The following is a 16154-nucleotide window of genomic DNA, read 5'->3' as shown; positions in this document are numbered from 1 at the left end:
AAGACAAGGCGTACCGCACGCAGCGAGCGGAGTGGACTTAATGTCCATGAGCATCGCGAGTACGGAACAACGCAGTATTCACAACGCGTAACAAACCGGACAGAACAAGACATCTTCGGGTTGTGAGGTTAAGCGACTAAGCGTACACGGTGGATGCCCTGGCAGTCAGAGGCGATGAAGGACGTGCTAATCTGCGAAAAGCGCCGGCGAGGTGATATGAACCTTTGACCCGGCGATGTCCGAATGGGGAAACCCAGTGCAATCCGTTGCACTATCGTTTGATGAATACATAGTCAAACGAGGCGAACCGGGGGAACTGAAACATCTAAGTACCCCGAGGAAAAGAAATCAACCGAGATTCCCCCAGTAGCGGCGAGCGAACGGGGAGCAGCCCAGAGCCTGAATCAGCTTGTGTGTTAGTGGAAGCGTCTGGAAAGTCGCGCGATACAGGGTGACAGCCCCGTACACGAAAGCACACAGGCTGTGAGCTCGATGAGTAGGGCGGGACACGTGGTATCCTGTCTGAATATGGGGGGACCATCCTCCAAGGCTAAATACTCCTGACTGACCGATAGTGAACCAGTACCGTGAGGGAAAGGCGAAAAGAACCCCGGCGAGGGGAGTGAAAAAGAACCTGAAACCGTGTACGTACAAGCAGTGGGAGCCTCTTAATGGGGTGACTGCGTACCTTTTGTATAATGGGTCAGCGACTTATATTCTGTAGCAAGGTTAACCGAATAGGGGAGCCGAAGGGAAACCGAGTCTTAACTGGGCGTTAAGTTGCAGGGTATAGACCCGAAACCCGGTGATTTAGCCATGGGCAGGTTGAAGGTTGGGTAACACTAACTGGAGGACCGAACCGACTAATGTTGAAAAATTAGCGGATGACTTGTGGCTGGGGGTGAAAGGCCAATCAAACCGGGAGATAGCTGGTTCTCCCCGAAAGCTATTTAGGTAGCGCCTCGTGAATTCATCTCCGGGGGTAGAGCACTGTTTCGGCTAGGGGGCCATCCCGGCTTACCAACCCGATGCAAACTACGAATACCGGAGAATGTTATCACGGGAGACACACGGCGGGTGCTAACGTCCGTCGTGAAGAGGGAAACAACCCAGACCGCCAGCTAAGGTCCCAAAGTCATGGTTAAGTGGGAAACGATGTGGGAAGGCACAGACAGCCAGGATGTTGGCTTAGAAGCAGCCATCATTTAAAGAAAGCGTAATAGCTCACTGGTCGAGTCGGCCTGCGCGGAAGATGTAACGGGGCTAAACCATGCACCGAAGCTGCGGCAGCGACACTATGTGTTGTTGGGTAGGGGAGCGTTCTGTAAGCCTGCGAAGGTGTGCTGTGAGGCATGCTGGAGGTATCAGAAGTGCGAATGCTGACATAAGTAACGATAAAGCGGGTGAAAAGCCCGCTCGCCGGAAGACCAAGGGTTCCTGTCCAACGTTAATCGGGGCAGGGTGAGTCGACCCCTAAGGCGAGGCCGAAAGGCGTAGTCGATGGGAAACAGGTTAATATTCCTGTACTTGGTGTTACTGCGAAGGGGGGACGGAGAAGGCTATGTTAGCCGGGCGACGGTTGTCCCGGTTTAAGCATGTAGGCTGATTATCCAGGCAAATCCGGATAATCAAGGCTGAGGTGTGATGACGAGTCACTACGGTGATGAAGTAACAAATGCCCTGCTTCCAGGAAAAGCCTCTAAGCATCAGGTAACATCAAATCGTACCCCAAACCGACACAGGTGGTCAGGTAGAGAATACCAAGGCGCTTGAGAGAACTCGGGTGAAGGAACTAGGCAAAATGGTGCCGTAACTTCGGGAGAAGGCACGCTGATATGTAGGTGAAGCCCCTGCGGGTGGAGCTGAAATCAGTCGAAGATACCAGCTGGCTGCAACTGTTTATTAAAAACACAGCACTGTGCAAACACGAAAGTGGACGTATACGGTGTGACGCCTGCCCGGTGCCGGAAGGTTAATTGATGGGGTTATCCGTAAGGAGAAGCTCTTGATCGAAGCCCCGGTAAACGGCGGCCGTAACTATAACGGTCCTAAGGTAGCGAAATTCCTTGTCGGGTAAGTTCCGACCTGCACGAATGGCGTAATGATGGCCAGGCTGTCTCCACCCGAGACTCAGTGAAATTGAACTCGCTGTGAAGATGCAGTGTACCCGCGGCAAGACGGAAAGACCCCGTGAACCTTTACTATAGCTTGACACTGAACATTGAGCCTTGATGTGTAGGATAGGTGGGAGGCTTTGAAGCGTGGACGCCAGTCTGCGTGGAGCCAACCTTGAAATACCACCCTTTAATGTTTGATGTTCTAACGTGGACCCGTGATCCGGGTTGCGGACAGTGTCTGGTGGGTAGTTTGACTGGGGCGGTCTCCTCCCAAAGAGTAACGGAGGAGCACGAAGGTTGGCTAATCCTGTCGGACATCAGGAGGTTAGTGCAATGGCATAAGCCAGCTTGACTGCGAGCGTGACGGCGCGAGCAGGTGCGAAAGCAGGTCATAGTGATCCGGTGGTTCTGAATGGAAGGGCCATCGCTCAACGGATAAAAGGTACTCCGGGGATAACAGGCTGATACCGCCCAAGAGTTCATATCGACGGCGGTGTTTGGCACCTCGATGTCGGCTCATCACATCCTGGGGCTGAAGTAGGTCCCAAGGGTATGGCTGTTCGCCATTTAAAGTGGTACGCGAGCTGGGTTTAGAACGTCGTGAGACAGTTCGGTCCCTATCTGCCGTGGGCGCTGGAGAATTGAGGGGGGCTGCTCCTAGTACGAGAGGACCGGAGTGGACGCATCACTGGTGTTCGGGTTGTCATGCCAATGGCATTGCCCGGTAGCTACATGCGGAAGAGATAAGTGCTGAAAGCATCTAAGCACGAAACTTGCCCCGAGATGAGTTCTCCCTTGGACTTTAAGTCCACTAAAGGAACGTTGAAGACGACGACGTTGATAGGCCGGGTGTGTAAGCGCAGCGATGCGTTGAGCTAACCGGTACTAATGAACCGTGAGGCTTAACCTTACAACGCCGAAGATGTTTTGGCGGATTGAGAAGATTTTCAGCATTGATTACAGATTTTCGGGAACGAAAGATTTTACGCTGAGGCAAGGCGGCAAATGAAGGAAAGGAAGGAGCATACATGAGTATGTGACTGACTTTACGAATGCAGCCAACGCAGCCACAGTGAAAAAGATTCGTTTCTGGCAACAGAATTTGCCTGGCGGCTTTAGCGCGGTGGTCCCACCTGACCCCATGCCGAACTCAGAAGTGAAACGCCGTAGCGCCGATGGTAGTGTGGGGTCTCCCCATGTGAGAGTAGGGAACTGCCAGGCATCAAATTAAAAGACCTGCACCAGTCTTCGGGGCAGTTCGCTACTCGACAGAGAGTAGGACAAAAGCGAGAGCTTTTGAACGTTGCGCAGCAACGGCCCGAAGGGTGAATCACAACGTGATTCATAAACTGCCAGGCATCAAACAAGTAAGAAGCCCATCCTCACGGATGGGCTTTTTGCGTTTTCACGCTTTAATTTATTACCAGACACTTTTCCTCCTGATGGTAACCTTCCTTAACGCCCTAACCAGCGCATAACAAATGCCGAAATCTGCTCTATATCATTGATATCTAAAAGCTGAACATCCACGGCCAGCGGGACATCACTGGCGATAGCGATGACATGTTTATCGATAATAAGTTCTTCTTCTCTGTGTCCGCAGCCCTGACGAAACAGTAAGATCTTAGCGACTGCTTCGTGCTTAAAGCCCTCAACGAGCACCAGATCCAGCGTAGAAGCATCCATTCGGCTGACCAGATACGCTAAATTAAGCTCCGGCTCATCCGGCGTTTCGGTCATTAAGGCCCAGCGTTGCGAACTGGCCACAATCGTTTGTGCTGCACCGGCTTTACGTAACTCGTAACTGTCCTTACCGGGCTTATCAACGTCCATATTATGATGGGTATGCTTAATCAGACCGGGGCGGATCCCTTGCTCGCATAATGCAGGAATCAGCTTTTTTAGTAGCGTCGTCTTTCCGGTACCACTCCAGGCGGCAATAGCCAGTGCGGGTATCATACTTTCTCCTGCCAGCGCGCCAGATCTTCTGGTGTATTCACATTCACAAAGCTTTCCTTTGTATCGCTAAAGTCGACGGAATGCCCTCCGACTTCACGCATAAAAACCATGACCCGGCGTTCTCCTCGGCTAAGGTAGTCTTGCAGTTGCGGCGCGTTGATACGGTTCACCAGGGCAATCGTTGGATGGTCACGTTCACCATCATGCACCCACACCGGATTTGTGCTCTTACATTCTGCACTTAATCGCTCGAGCAGATTGTCCGGAATGTAAGGTGTGTCGCAAGGAGAGAACAGAAACCACTCACTCTCGCACTGCTGCATAACAGACAGCATACCTGCCAGTGGACCGGGGAAATCAACCAGTTGATCCTGGTACACGGGTAAGCCGCTTGCCCGGTAGCTTTTCAGATTACGGTTTGCACTGATCACAATGTGCCCCACCTGAGGCGCCATCGCGTGTGCGACGTATTCCCACAGCGGTTTTCCTTTTAGCACCAGTAATCCTTTATCCTGACCTCCCATCCGCGAGGCTTTACCGCCTGCGAGTATCACACCTGTTACCACACCCTTTTTAATCAACCTTATCGCCTCTTTTATTGTGGGTTTGACCCTGATAACGTGTCTGTACCAAGAGTAAGGAGCACCACCATGAAATGTAAACGCCTGAATGAAGTTATCGAACTCCTCCAGCCTGCGTGGCAGAAAGAACCAGAATTAAGTCTGATGCAATTTTTACAGAAACTGGCGAATGAATCAGGTTATGAGGGAGAGCTTATCGATTTAAGTGACGACATTCTGATTTATCACCTGAAAATGCGTGACTCAGATAAAGATGCGGTAATTCCGGGTATTAAGAAAGATTATGAAGAAGATTTTAAAACTGCTTTGCTCCGCGCACGTGGCGTAATTAAAGAGTAAAAGCTTGTAAGTGAAGCCACCGAAAGCGCAGTGAAATGATATCCTCAATCATTCGGCTTTATTTGCGGATAATGGGATGAACCATAACGCTTTTACTTTCCAGACTCTCCATCCTGACACGATCATGGATGCGTTGTTTGAGCGGGGAATTCGGGTCGACTCCGGTCTTACTCCTCTTAACAGCTATGAGAACCGTGTTTACCAGTTTCAGGACGAAGACCGTCGCCGTTATGTGGTGAAGTTCTACCGTCCTGAACGCTGGTCCGCAGAACAACTCCAGGAAGAACATCGATTTGCGCTGGATCTTCTGGGTGATGAAGTTCCTGTTGCCGCACCGCTCGCCTTCGACAATCAAACCTTACTGACCCATCAGGGGTTTTATTATGCGGTTTTCCCGAGCGTCGGGGGGCGTCAGTTCGAAGCGGATAATCTGGATCAAATGGAATGGGTTGGCCGCTATCTTGGTCGCCTGCATCAAACCGGCCGTAAGGCACTATTCGTCCACCGTCCGGATATGGGGGTGAAGGAGTATCTTCTTGAGCCTCGTCAGGTCTTTGAAGATTCTGCGCTTATCCCAGCCTCGTTGAAAGACAGTTTCTTACGTGCCGCCGATCAGCTTATCGAAGCCGTCATGGCGCACTGGCATAATCGTTTTACCAATCTGCGCTTACATGGCGACTGTCATGCCGGGAATATACTCTGGCGCGATGGTCCGCTGTTTGTGGATCTGGATGACGCCCGTAATGGCCCGGCGATTCAGGATCTCTGGATGTTGTTGCATGGCGACAAAGCCGAGCAGCGCATGCAACTTGAGATGATTATCGAGGCCTATGAAGAATTCTGCGAATTTGATACGGCCGAACTCAGCCTTATTGAACCGCTTCGCGCTATGCGCCTGGTTTACTATCTGGCGTGGATTATCCGTCGCTGGGATGATCCGGCTTTTCCCAAAAACTTCCCGTGGTTAACTGGGGAAGATTACTGGCGCGATCAGACGGCGACTTTTCTTGGGCAGGTAAAGGCGTTGCAAGAACCGCCTCTACAATTAATGCCGATTTACTAATGTGTGACACATCCTGGAGAGATTTAATCATGAAGAAAATTTGGCTGGCGCTGGCAGGAATGATTCTGGCTTTTAGCGCTTCGGCAGCACAATTTACCGATGGTAAACAGTACATTACGCTCGATAAACCGGTTGCTGGCGAACCACAAGTCCTGGAGTTTTTCTCATTCTATTGCCCGCACTGCTACGACTTTGAACATGTATGGCATGTTGCGGATGCTGTAAAACAGAAGCTGCCGGAAGGCACTAAGATGACGAAATACCATGTTGAGTTCCTTGGCCCGTTGGGCAAAGAGATGACTCAGGCATGGGCTGTTGCAATGGCTCTTGGCGTGGAAGACAAAATCACCGCACCGATGTTTGAGGCCGTGCAGAAAACACAAACCGTTCAGTCTGTTGCTGATATCCGCGATGTCTTTATCAAAGCTGGCGTCAAAGGTGAAGAGTACGATGCGGCGTGGAATAGCTTTGTTGTGAAATCACTGGTTGCTCAACAAGAGAAAGCGGCTGCTGACTTGCAGTTACAGGGTGTTCCGGCCATGTATGTTAACGGCAAATATCAGTTGAATATGCAAGGCATGGATACCAGCAGCATGGATATCTTCGTACAGCAGTATGCTGACACGGTTCGATACCTTGTTGAGAAGAAGTAATACCATAAACGCCGGTCATTGACCGGCGTTGTTATATCCACGTTTGATTGCGTCAATTTGCTGGTCTTTCTCGCTCCATAACGCATTTAGCCACTGCTGAAAACCGCGCTTAAAGTTCTTATCGTTAACATAATCGCCATGCAAATCTTCGTTAACCGATAACAAATTTACGCGAACAACAATGCGCGTTAACTTCCCGCTTAACATATCAAAAAACGGTTTTTTGTCGTTTTCCGGATAGCAGAGCGTAACATCAAGCAATTTATCGAATTGCTTGCCCAAAACGCCGAGGGCCATCGCTATCCCTGCTGCTTTAGGGGGGAGCAGGTTATTGAATGCCGATCGTGTCTTGACACGTTTTTCATCGGTAAAGCGTGAACCTTCAACGAAATTCACAATGGTTGTCGGGTGGAGACGAAACTTCTCGCAGGAACGGCGCGTGGTCTCCACATCTTTACCGCGCCGCTCGGGATGGCGTATCAGGTAGCCCCGTGAATAGCGACGCATAAACGGCATATCCAGCGCCCAGCAGGCCAGCCCAATAAAGGGGACCCAGGCCAACTGTTGCTTAAGAAAGTACTTATTCATCGGGATATGTTTGCGGAAAAGCACGCACAGCACCACGATATCTGCCCAGCTATGGTGGTTGCAGATAAGCAGGTACCAGTTCTTTTTGTTCAGCCCTTCCAGGCCTTCAATATCCCACTGGAGATGCGGGTTAAGATGCAGCAGCCAGGCCAGTCCTTCACACCAGCAATACATCATAAAATTACAAAATGCAGAGATAGCGCGCCACAGTACCGGAATCGGCAGTAATAGCTTAATAATACCGGCGATAATGATCGGTACAGAACAGAAGATAGTCACCAGGATGGTGAGTATGACACTCAATACCAGAGTGCATACAACGAGCAGTCTCGACATAGTTAATTTATTCAAATGGTTAATCACAGCATGAACATCATGGCGCATGCAAGGCGCTGATCTTATCAGAAAACACCTCATATGATTGAGTAAAGGTTAGCCTTAGTGTGCGGTCGTAAGATGTTGTGCTAAATCAAATTACTTTTTCTTATATCCACATGGAGCAAATTGTCGCCAAAAGGCAATAATGATCGTTTCTCTTTTTTTAATGCATTGAAAAATAAGAAGACTTACTTTTCTGCGATCGAAAAAAATGCACAATAATCCAGTCCTTAAGAAATAATTCACAAACTTATCCACAGGAAGACGCAGGAAGCGATCCCGCAGATCGTGAAATCTTTTTCGGCAAATGCGGTGAAAAACTGATGTTTTTGCCCGTCTGTGGCATCCTTTAGCCATAAATTGATAAACAGGCATGGACATCATGGTTCAGATCCCAGAAAACCCACTTATCCTTGTTGACGGCTCTTCCTATCTCTACCGCGCATACCATGCGTTTCCGCCGCTGACTAACAGTGCAGGCGAGCCTACTGGCGCTATGTATGGCGTCCTGAATATGCTGCGCAGTCTGATCCTGCAGTATCAGCCGACACATGCCGCAGTGGTGTTTGATGCGAAGGGCAAAACGTTCCGTGACGAACTGTTTGAGCACTATAAATCTCACCGTCCGCCAATGCCGGATGATCTGCGCGCGCAGATCGAGCCGTTGCATGAAATGGTCAAAGCGATGGGACTACCGTTGCTGGCCGTTTCAGGCGTAGAGGCTGACGATGTTATCGGCACGCTGGCGCGCGAAGCCGAAAAAGCAGGGCGTCCGGTCCTGATCAGTACCGGCGATAAAGACATGGCTCAGTTGGTAACGCCAGGCATTACGCTTATCAACACCATGACCAATACTGTCCTGGGGCCAGAAGAGGTCGTAACCAAATACGGCGTGCCGCCGGAGTTGATCATCGATTTCCTCGCTTTAATGGGCGACTCTTCAGATAACATTCCTGGTGTTCCGGGCGTGGGTGAAAAAACCGCACAGGCGTTATTACAAGGGCTTGGTGGCCTGGATACGCTGTACGCCGAGCCGGAAAAGATTGCCGAACTCTCTTTCCGCGGCGCCAAAAATATGGCGGCGAAGCTGGAGCAAAATAAAGAGGTGGCTTACCTCTCTTATCAACTGGCGACCATTAAAACGGATGTTGAGCTGGAGCTGACCTGCGAACAATTGGAAGTTCAACAACCGATAGCGGATACGCTACTCAATCTGTTTAAAAAATATGAATTTAAGCGCTGGATTACGGATCTGGAAGGCGGTAAATGGCTTCAGGCAAAAGGCGCTAAACCGGCTAGTAAGCCGCAAGAGACGGTTGTCGTTGAAGCAGAGGCGGAAGTGTCTGCTGCGGTCCTGTCGTTTGATAACTACGTCACCATTCTTGATGAGGACGTGTTAAACGAGTGGATTGCGAAACTCAAAAAAGCGTCAGTGTTTGCCTTCGATACTGAAACGGACAGTCTGGATAATATCAGCGCTAATCTGGTGGGGCTCTCGTTTGCGACCGAACCTGGTGTAGCCGCTTATGTTCCGGTCGCGCATGATTACCTGGATGCACCAGCCCAGATTTCGCGCGATCGGGCGCTCGAATTACTGAAAGACCTGCTTGAAGATGAGAAGGTCCAAAAAGTGGGTCAAAACCTCAAATATGACCGTGGCATTTTGCAGAATTATGGCATTGAGCTGCGCGGCATTGCCTTTGATACCATGCTGGAATCCTACACGCTGGATAGCGTCGCCGGTCGTCATGATATGGACAGCCTGTCTGATCGCTGGTTAAAGCATAAAACCATTACATTTGAAGAGATTGCGGGTAAAGGCAAAAACCAACTGACCTTTAATCAGATCGATCTGGAGCAGGCCGGGCGTTATGCTGCGGAAGATGCAGACGTTACGCTGCAACTGCACCTGAAGATGTGGCCGGAACTGCAAAAGAATGCTGGCCCTTTAAATATCTTCCAGAACATAGAGATTCCCCTGGTACCGGTGCTTTCCCGCGTAGAGCGTAATGGCGTTAATATCGATCCTGCGGTGCTGCACAAACATTCCGAAGAAATTGCCCTGCGTCTGGCCGAATTAGAGAAGAAGGCCCATGAAATCGCAGGCGAGCCTTTTAACCTTTCTTCAACCAAACAACTGCAGACGATTCTCTTTGAAAAACAGGGCATCAAACCGCTGAAGAAGACACCGGGCGGCGCACCCTCAACCTCCGAGGAGGTTCTGGAAGAGCTGGCGCTGGATTACCCTTTGCCCAAAGTCATTCTTGAGCACCGTGGTTTGTCGAAACTGAAATCGACTTACACCGATAAGCTGCCGCTGATGATTAATCCAAAGACCGGGCGCGTACACACTTCCTATCACCAGGCTGTCACGGCGACCGGGCGTCTGTCCTCCACCGATCCCAACTTACAAAACATTCCGGTGCGCAATGAGGAAGGCCGACGTATTCGCCAGGCGTTTATCGCGCCAAAAGACTACGTCATTGTTTCCGCTGACTACTCGCAAATTGAATTGCGCATTATGGCGCATCTGTCGCGGGATAAAGGCCTGCTCTCTGCCTTTGCTGAAGGGAAGGATATCCACCGTACAACGGCGGCCGAAGTGTTTGGTTTACCGCTGGAAAGTGTGTCGAACGAACAGCGACGCAGCGCGAAAGCTATCAACTTCGGTCTGATTTATGGCATGAGCGCGTTTGGTTTATCCCGCCAACTCAATATCCCGCGTAAAGAGTCGCAGAAGTATATGGATCTCTACTTCGAACGCTATCCGGGTGTACTGGATTATATGGAGCGCACCCGCGCACAGGCGAAAGAGCAGGGCTATGTTGAAACCCTGGAAGGGCGTCGTCTCTATCTGCCGGACATCAAATCCAGTAACGCAGCGCGTCGGGCCGGTGCAGAGCGTGCGGCTATCAACGCACCCATGCAGGGCACGGCAGCAGACATTATCAAACGCGCAATGATTGCTGTTGATGCGTGGCTGCAAACGGAAAAACCGCGCGTGAAAATGATCATGCAGGTACACGATGAACTGGTCTTTGAAGTGCATAAAGACGATGTGGATGCGGTATCGCAAAAGATCCACGAGTTAATGGAAAGCAGTACCAAACTGGATGTGCCGCTGCTGGTGGAAGTCGGTAGTGGGCAAAACTGGGATCAAGCGCACTAAGTACTGGTCATATAAGCTTCTTTTTCTGTAAGTAAGCAACATAACCAGTACATTTTGTGACGATCATTAGAATTCCCTATGTAAAGGTTGAAAAAAAACTACAAAAAATGCTTTGTGCGAAAACGAAAAGGGAGTAGAGTTAAACACGTAGGGTACAGAGGTAAGATGTTCTATCTTTCAGACCTTTTACTTCACGTAATCGGATTTGGCTGAATATTTAGCCGCCCCAGTCAGAAATGACTGGGGCGTTTTTTATTGGGCGAAAGAAAGAAAAAGCGCGGACGGATGCCGCGCTTAAGGGTTATTCTTCGGTGGTTTGTTCGGTAATCGGCGCAATGGTGTTAAACCAGTTATCCAGCTTCTCGCGCAATTTATCTACGCCCTGCTTCTTCAATGACGAAAATGCTTCAACCTGCACGTCACCATTAAAGGCAACCACTGCTTCGCGCACCATATTAAGCTGCGCCTTACGTGCACCGCTGGCGAGCTTGTCTGCTTTCGTCAACAACACCAGAATCTGCACATTGCTCTCGACCGCCCACTGGATCATCTGCTGATCGAGATCCTTAAGCGGATGACGGATATCCATCAGTACAACCAGACCCTGCAGGCACTGGCGCTTCTCAAGATATTCCCCTAAGGCACGCTGCCACTTGAGTTTCATCTCTTCTGGCACTTCTGCGTAACCGTAACCCGGTAAGTCCACCAGGCGTTTGCCTTCGGCCACTTCGAACAGGTTAATCAGCTGCGTACGTCCGGGTGTTTTGGATGTACGAGCCAGGCTTTTCTGATTTGTCAGCGTGTTAAGTGCGCTGGATTTCCCTGCATTGGAGCGGCCGGCAAAAGCCACTTCTATACCAGTGTCGGCGGGTAAGTGGCGAATATCAGGCGCACTGGTGACAAAATGCGTCTGTTGGTAGTTCCAGTTAGTCAAAATGGTCGTCTCCGTAATCTCGGGCATGGGGGGATTATACCTGAACCCACGTAAAAGGCTGTTTTTCTCGTCAACGGATATCTGCCAGAGAATACCCCTGTCGTTTGTAGGATATTTGCCATAAAGCTTATGCGAATTTTCAGAGAAATTGCAGGGTCATAAAAATGTAAGTTAATGAATAAAAAGGTTTTGTTCTTAGAGAATTTTCTGAATTTGTGTTTTTGGGGCGTTTTGTTACTTGTGAGTTTAAATTAAGCAGGTAAAGTATTTGTAAAGGCGAGGAAGCCTGCGGGATGAAGACTTAAGGATGAGGGGTCAGGAGCGCCAGGAGGCGAAGACCAGGAAACTGTCCGGATGACAGTCTTAAAAGGGAATAAAAGGACCATAACACGGAACGTGACATGCTAAGGGAAAAACAGGGTGTGTTGTAAGCAAACAGGGAACGTTGTACCCATTGAGGGTTGAGGGTCAGAAAAAAAGGCGACAGATTACTCTGTCGCCTTTTTTCTTTGCTTGCTTTCTGCTAGATTCCGCCGCAATTCTATACTGAATAAAACCATCTAAGCCGATTATCATGAAAAAACCTTCAACCACTCCGCGCGGCAAAACACCTGGCAAAGCGCACCGTAAATCACGTGAAGAACTCAACCAGGAAGGGCGTGACCGTAAGCGCGATAAAAAGCACCGTGGCAATGCGGCTGGCAGCCGTGCAAGCGGTGCGAGCGCGTCTTCTGGCTCAGGAAAAGGCGCTTCTCAGGCCGATCCACGCGTTGGCAGCAAGAAACCGATCCCACTGGGTGCGACCGAGCCCCAGGTCAAAAAGCAGCACAAACCAAAGAGCGAGAAACCTATGCTTTCACCGCAAGCTGAACTGGATCTGCTGGAGAACGATGAGCGCCTGGACGCGCTGCTGGAAAGACTTGAAGAGGGCGAAACCCTGAGCGCTGAAGAGCAAAGCTGGGTAGACGCTAAACTTGACCGCATTGATGAATTAATGCAGCAACTGGGCCTCTCCTACGACGATGACGAAGAAGAAGAGGAAGAAGGCCGGGAAGATATGATGCGCCTACTCAAAGGTGGCAATTAACGGTCAGGTATGGGCCTGGCTGTCCTGCTTATAACCCTTCCGGTTATATGTTATCTGGTGTGGTTATTCGTTAAACTACAGCGGTTGTCGCGGCGCAAACTGTGGCTGCGCAACCGGCTTATGACCCGAAATGAGGTCAGGCCGGGCCGCCGTACCCGCCAGCGGCGTTATCGGAAGGAGTGAGCATGTCTGAGCAACGAATTGACTGGGATCTGGCCCTTATCCAGAAATATAACTATTCCGGGCCGCGCTACACGTCCTACCCCACCGCACTGGAATTTTCCGCTGACTATGGCGAAGAAAATTTCCGTAGTGCCGTCGCACGTTATCCAGGGCGGCCGTTGTCACTGTATGTGCACATTCCGTTTTGCCATAAGCTTTGTTATTTCTGTGGCTGCAATAAGATTGTTACGCGCCAACAGCATAAAGCTGACCAATATCTGGATGCACTGGAACAAGAGATTATCCACCGTGCGCCGCTGTTCACTGACCGTCGTGTCAGCCAGCTTCACTGGGGTGGTGGTACGCCAACCTACCTGAATAAAGCGCAAATTAGCCGCCTGATGAGCTTACTGCGTGGTCATTTTCAATTCGAGGCCGATGCGGAAATCTCCATTGAAGTGGATCCGCGTGAAATTGAGCTGGATGTCCTGGATCATTTGCGATCGGAAGGCTTTAACCGCCTGAGCATGGGCGTACAGGACTTTAATAAAGAAGTCCAGCGGCTGGTTAACCGTGAGCAAGACGAGGCCTTCATCTTTGCGCTGATTAAACGTGCGCGCGACATTGGCTTCACCTCGACCAATATTGATTTGATTTATGGTTTGCCAAAACAGACGCCGGAAAGTTTTGCTTTTACCCTGAGTCGGGTGGCTGAGCTGAGCCCGGACCGCCTGAGCGTGTTTAACTACGCGCATCTTCCCACCCTGTTTGCGGCCCAGCGTAAAATCAAAGACGCAGATCTGCCGTCCGCTCAACAAAAGCTGGATATCCTGCAGCAGACCATTGTCTCGCTGACTGATGCGGGTTATCAGTTCATCGGCATGGACCACTTTGCCCGCCCCGATGACGAGCTGGCTGTGGCTCAGCGCGATGGTGTCCTCCACCGTAACTTCCAGGGTTACACCACCCAGGGCGATACCGATCTGTTGGGGATGGGCGTATCGGCCATCAGTATGATTGGCGACAGTTACGCGCAGAATCAGAAAGAGTTAAAAGCCTATTACCAACAAGTGGACGAAACCGGCAATGCCTTGTGGCGGGGAATTGCGCTGACCCGTGATGACTGTATTCGTCGTGACGTGATTAAAGCGCTTATTTGCCACTTCCGTCTCGATTTCAGCAGCATTGAGAATCAATGGGATTTGCGCTTTAACGACTACTTTGCCGAAGACCTGAAACTGCTAAAGCCACTGGCGACTGATGGGCTGGTGGAGATTAACGAGCAGGGTATTGAAGTAACGGCGAAAGGGCGTTTATTAATTCGCAACATCTGCATGTGCTTTGACGTGTACCTGCGCCAGAAAGCGCGGATGCAGCAGTTCTCAAGAGTGATTTAAACGGTTTCCCCGGCGGCGATGTGCTGGCCGGGGATATCAGACCGTGACCTGATAAGCGAAGCGCCTGCTGGCGCTTTAGCTAAATAGCCCAAACAGCGCGGCGCACAATACGGCAGCGACGGCGGCTTGTGGCGTATGGCTGGCAGCGGCACTAACGCCTGCGCTGCTCGACACGATATTGATGAGTGATTCCAGCATGATGACCTCCCCGTGGACGGGCAAGATCATACTGAACTCATCGGAACAGTAAAGCGCAAAATTGCAGCAATTTGCGCTCGCTATTCAATCTTTACATTTAGCTGGATGACTACTCCATCCCCAGCTCTTTCAGCTTACGCGTCAGGGTGTTACGTCCCCATCCCAGCAAGCGTGCTGCTTCTTGTTTGTGCCCCTGCGTGTGACGTAATGCAGTGGTCAACAAGGTCCGTTCCATCTCTGGTTGTGCTTCGGAAAGCAGGTTTTGATGACCGGAACGTAGCGCTCTGTCTGCCCATTGCGCCAACAGCGTTGCCCAACTATCCGGCAGCGACTGTCCCGTGCTGCTTTCCGGGATCGTGGTTTCAAACAATTCAGCCGGTAAATCCTGAATCAGGACCTCCTGCCCGGCAGCCATCACGGTTAACCAGCGGCAGGTGTTCTCCAACTGGCGCACGTTACCCGGCCAGGCCAGGCGAGTGAGCGCCGCTTCGGTTTCCGGATGCAACTGCTTCGCTTCCACGCCCAGTTCGCGTGCGGCGACCTGAAGAAAATGGCGCGCCAGGCGGGGAATATCTTCGCGACGTTCACGCAGCGGCGGAAGGTGCACGCGGATAACGTTCAGGCGGTGGAATAAATCCTCGCGGAATTTTCCTTCCTGCACCCGCATCTCCAGGTTTTGGTGCGTTGCGGCGATGATGCGAACATCGACCTTCACCGGCGCATAGCCACCGACACGATAGAACTGTCCATCGGCCAGAACGCGCAGCAAGCGGGTCTGTACATCCAGTGGCATATCACCGATTTCATCGAGAAACAGCGTACCGCCATCGGCCTGTTCGAAACGCCCCTGACGAATGGTATTGGCGCCGGTAAACGCCCCTTTCTCGTGGCCAAACAGTTCGGATTCGATCAAATCTTTTGGGATGGCCGCCATGTTCAGCGCAATAAAAGGTGCTTTCACCCGCGGGCTATGACGATGCAGCGCGTGGGCGACCAGCTCTTTACCGGTACCGGACTCACCGTTAATCAATACGCTAATAGACGAGCGCGACAGACGGCCAATGATGCGAAAGACATCCTGCATGGCTGGCGCTTCACCAATAATATCGGTGGTTGGCCCACTTACCTGCACATTACGCGGTTGCTGCTGTTCCTGATAATGGCTGATGGCGCGCTCAACCAGCGCCACCGCTTCGTCAATATCAAATGGCTTTGGCAGATAATCAAACGCCCCTTGCTGATACGCGCTGACTGCCGCATCCAGATCGGAATGCGCGGTCATAATGATGACCGGAAGCATCGGGTGGCGCTGTTTGATTTGCTTTAACAGGGCAAGACCGTCCATACCGGGCATGCGAATATCTGACAGCAGCACGTCCGGCGTTTTGGTGGTAAGCGCATCAAGCACTTCATTTGCGTTTTCAAACGTTGTACAGCTCAAGCCAGCCCCGGTGAGCGCGCGTTCAAGCACCCAACGGATGGAGCTATCGTCATCAACGATCCAGACTATCCCTCGTTGCATAAACACC

At 51.0% G+C, this 16154-nt stretch carries 13 protein-coding genes and 2 rRNA genes; 9 read left to right on the top strand and 6 right to left on the bottom strand.

Features of this window, described 5'->3' with window-relative positions:
• Positions 1 to 126: 126 nt before the first annotated feature.
• A 23S ribosomal RNA gene (locus ACS0RQ_RS27170) occupies positions 127 to 3027 on the top strand.
• 195 nt (positions 3028 to 3222) lie between these two features.
• Positions 3223 to 3338, top strand: a 5S ribosomal RNA gene (rrf, locus tag ACS0RQ_RS27165).
• A 234-nt stretch (positions 3339 to 3572) separates the two neighbouring features.
• Here the strand turns inward: rrf and mobB are convergent.
• Together mobB and mobA are read right to left on the bottom strand one after the other, a co-directional pair.
• Positions 3573 to 4076 (bottom strand): molybdopterin-guanine dinucleotide biosynthesis protein MobB, encoded by a 504-nt coding sequence (gene mobB / locus ACS0RQ_RS27160; RefSeq protein ID WP_107223620.1) that lies wholly within the window; start codon positions 4074 to 4076, stop codon positions 3573 to 3575.
• Positions 4073 to 4600 (bottom strand): molybdenum cofactor guanylyltransferase, encoded by a 528-nt coding sequence (mobA, locus tag ACS0RQ_RS27155; RefSeq protein WP_499079340.1) that lies wholly within the window; start codon positions 4598 to 4600, stop codon positions 4073 to 4075. The genes mobB and mobA overlap by 4 nt, the downstream gene beginning before the upstream one ends.
• A gap of 126 nt (positions 4601 to 4726) precedes the next feature.
• Here mobA and ACS0RQ_RS27150 point away from each other — a divergent pair, with 126 nt between their 5' ends.
• From ACS0RQ_RS27150 to dsbA, 3 genes are all read left to right on the top strand, one after another.
• Entirely contained in the window at positions 4727 to 4996 is a 270-nt protein-coding gene (locus tag ACS0RQ_RS27150) for a YihD family protein (protein ID WP_165159461.1), read from the top strand.
• A 76-nt stretch (positions 4997 to 5072) separates the two neighbouring features.
• On the top strand, positions 5073 to 6059 hold the full coding sequence (locus ACS0RQ_RS27145) for a serine/threonine protein kinase (protein WP_165159460.1): 987 nt from the start codon (positions 5073 to 5075) through the stop codon (positions 6057 to 6059).
• A 29-nt stretch (positions 6060 to 6088) separates the two neighbouring features.
• Positions 6089 to 6712 (top strand): thiol:disulfide interchange protein DsbA, encoded by a 624-nt coding sequence (gene dsbA / locus ACS0RQ_RS27140; RefSeq protein ID WP_039077377.1) that lies wholly within the window; start codon positions 6089 to 6091, stop codon positions 6710 to 6712.
• Between the two features lie 15 nt (positions 6713 to 6727).
• Here the strand turns inward: dsbA and yihG are convergent, their stop codons facing one another.
• The gene (gene yihG / locus ACS0RQ_RS27135; protein WP_271850501.1) at positions 6728 to 7636 is read right to left on the bottom strand and encodes a 1-acylglycerol-3-phosphate O-acyltransferase, YihG family; all 909 of its coding nucleotides are present in this window, start codon (positions 7634 to 7636) and stop codon (positions 6728 to 6730) included.
• 424 nt (positions 7637 to 8060) lie between these two features.
• Between yihG and polA the strand changes: the two genes are divergently transcribed.
• Both polA and spfP read left to right on the top strand, forming a co-directional pair.
• Positions 8061 to 10847 (top strand): DNA polymerase I, encoded by a 2787-nt coding sequence (gene polA, locus ACS0RQ_RS27130; RefSeq protein ID WP_271850500.1) that lies wholly within the window; start codon positions 8061 to 8063, stop codon positions 10845 to 10847.
• Between the two features lie 165 nt (positions 10848 to 11012).
• The gene (spfP, locus tag ACS0RQ_RS27125; protein ID WP_071892919.1) at positions 11013 to 11060 is read left to right on the top strand and encodes a small protein SpfP; all 48 of its coding nucleotides are present in this window, start codon (positions 11013 to 11015) and stop codon (positions 11058 to 11060) included.
• An 88-nt stretch (positions 11061 to 11148) separates the two neighbouring features.
• Here spfP and yihA read toward each other — a convergent pair whose 3' ends face one another.
• Positions 11149 to 11781, bottom strand: coding sequence for a ribosome biogenesis GTP-binding protein YihA/YsxC (yihA, locus tag ACS0RQ_RS27120; RefSeq protein WP_103245895.1), 633 nt, complete (start codon positions 11779 to 11781; stop codon positions 11149 to 11151).
• A 574-nt stretch (positions 11782 to 12355) separates the two neighbouring features.
• Between yihA and yihI the strand changes: the two genes are divergently transcribed.
• The gene (yihI, locus tag ACS0RQ_RS27115) at positions 12356 to 12868 is read left to right on the top strand and encodes a Der GTPase-activating protein YihI (RefSeq protein ID WP_039077374.1); all 513 of its coding nucleotides are present in this window, start codon (positions 12356 to 12358) and stop codon (positions 12866 to 12868) included.
• 185 nt (positions 12869 to 13053) lie between these two features.
• Entirely contained in the window at positions 13054 to 14427 is a 1374-nt protein-coding gene (hemN, locus tag ACS0RQ_RS27110) for an oxygen-independent coproporphyrinogen III oxidase (protein WP_271850499.1), read from the top strand.
• A gap of 75 nt (positions 14428 to 14502) precedes the next feature.
• Here the strand turns inward: hemN and ACS0RQ_RS27105 are convergent, their stop codons facing one another.
• Entirely contained in the window at positions 14503 to 14625 is a 123-nt protein-coding gene (locus ACS0RQ_RS27105) for a YshB family small membrane protein (protein WP_139153727.1), read from the bottom strand.
• 109 nt (positions 14626 to 14734) lie between these two features.
• Entirely contained in the window at positions 14735 to 16147 is a 1413-nt protein-coding gene (gene glnG / locus ACS0RQ_RS27100; protein WP_039077372.1) for a nitrogen regulation protein NR(I), read from the bottom strand.
• Positions 16148 to 16154 lie beyond the last annotated feature (7 nt).

Origin of the sequence: Phytobacter diazotrophicus (assembly GCF_052061655.1) — a bacterium.
Classification (GTDB): Bacteria; Pseudomonadota; Gammaproteobacteria; order Enterobacterales; family Enterobacteriaceae; genus Phytobacter; species Phytobacter diazotrophicus.
This window is presented reverse-complemented; position numbering and strand designations above follow the sequence as displayed.

What these genes read in the sequence shown, in the direction of transcription:
- glnG (WP_039077372.1), bottom strand. Translation starts at nt 16,147, where the DNA reads ATGCAACGAGGGATAGTCTGGATCGTTGATGACGATAGCTCCATCCGT.
- mobA (WP_499079340.1), bottom strand. Translation starts at nt 4,600, where the DNA reads ATGGGAGGTCAGGATAAAGGATTACTGGTGCTAAAAGGAAAACCGCTG.
- dsbA (WP_039077377.1), top strand. Translation starts at nt 6,089, where the DNA reads ATGAAGAAAATTTGGCTGGCGCTGGCAGGAATGATTCTGGCTTTTAGC.
- hemN (WP_271850499.1), top strand. Translation starts at nt 13,054, where the DNA reads ATGTCTGAGCAACGAATTGACTGGGATCTGGCCCTTATCCAGAAATAT.
- polA (WP_271850500.1), top strand. Translation starts at nt 8,061, where the DNA reads ATGGTTCAGATCCCAGAAAACCCACTTATCCTTGTTGACGGCTCTTCC.
- ACS0RQ_RS27150 (WP_165159461.1), top strand. Translation starts at nt 4,727, where the DNA reads ATGAAATGTAAACGCCTGAATGAAGTTATCGAACTCCTCCAGCCTGCG.
- mobB (WP_107223620.1), bottom strand. Translation starts at nt 4,076, where the DNA reads ATGATACCCGCACTGGCTATTGCCGCCTGGAGTGGTACCGGAAAGACG.
- ACS0RQ_RS27145 (WP_165159460.1), top strand. Translation starts at nt 5,073, where the DNA reads ATGAACCATAACGCTTTTACTTTCCAGACTCTCCATCCTGACACGATC.
- yihG (WP_271850501.1), bottom strand. Translation starts at nt 7,636, where the DNA reads ATGTCGAGACTGCTCGTTGTATGCACTCTGGTATTGAGTGTCATACTC.
- yihI (WP_039077374.1), top strand. Translation starts at nt 12,356, where the DNA reads ATGAAAAAACCTTCAACCACTCCGCGCGGCAAAACACCTGGCAAAGCG.
- ACS0RQ_RS27105 (WP_139153727.1), bottom strand. Translation starts at nt 14,625, where the DNA reads ATGCTGGAATCACTCATCAATATCGTGTCGAGCAGCGCAGGCGTTAGT.